This is a genomic window from Oleiphilus sp. HI0066, from assembly GCF_001635725.1.
The window spans coordinates 1-921 of record NZ_LWFH01001571.1 but is presented as its reverse complement, the minus strand read 5'-3'; the positions used below and the strand labels follow the sequence as shown (position 1 = coordinate 921).

Annotated in this window: 1 protein-coding gene; it reads right to left on the bottom strand. The window is 44.5% G+C overall.

Annotated elements, in window-relative coordinates; translation table 11 throughout:
- The coding region (locus tag A3738_RS24865) for a Clp protease N-terminal domain-containing protein (RefSeq protein ID WP_304440129.1) at positions 1-650 on the bottom strand (650 nt) is incomplete at its 3' end.
- Positions 651-921 lie beyond the last annotated feature (271 nt).

Genomic DNA, 921 nt, shown 5'->3' with positions numbered 1-921 from the left:
CCTTCTGCAATAGCGGTCTTACCTACACCCGGCTCACCGATCAATACAGGGTTATTCTTACGACGACGCTGCAGAACCTGGACAGTTCGGCGTATCTCATCATCACGACCGATCACAGGATCAAGCTTCCCTTCTGCCGCTCGCGCTGTAAGGTCGACAGTGTATTTATCTAAGGCTTCTCGATTGTCTTCTGCACCTTGATCTTTCACAGACTCGCCTCCTCGGACCGTGTCAATTGCCGCTTCTAGTGCAGCTTTATTGACATTGAATTTCTTTAAAAGCGCACCTAAAGCCGCTTTATCATCCACTGCCGCCAAAAGGACGATCTCAGATGAAATGTACTGGTCGCCGCGTTTTTGCGTGTATTTATCTGCCATATTCATCAAGCGACCCAAGTCGTTCGACATATGGACATCCGCATCACCACCCTCAACTTGCGGCAACGCTTCAACAAGCTTATTCAGCTCAGCCTTAAAATCGCTCAACGCAACGCCCACTTGTCTAAGTAAAGCGCTGCAACTTCCATTCTGATTTAATAAAGCCTGAATAAGATGAGCAGGTTCAATAAACTGATTGTCCTTGCCAAGTGCAATCGACTGAGCATCGGACAAAGCCATTTGTAATTTGCTAGTTAATCTGTCAATTCGCATTCCATTCTCCTTGAGCGCTACTGCAAACTTTAATTACTGCGTTAAAGCCTTCCCTAAGCGCTGAACTATGGGGCGCACTTTGCACCTAAATTTTGATTACCTGTTAAGATGGGAACAAACAAAAACAATTCAAGGTCGAACCGCCAATTAATTGACGCTCTTTATGATTTCTTATCATTTTTATTCTTTTATTTATCTCGCATGCCTTATCGGTATCTCTGTCGGAATTGAGAACGTATTGAATCAAAATTTGTTTTGGGGGCCGCTTCAT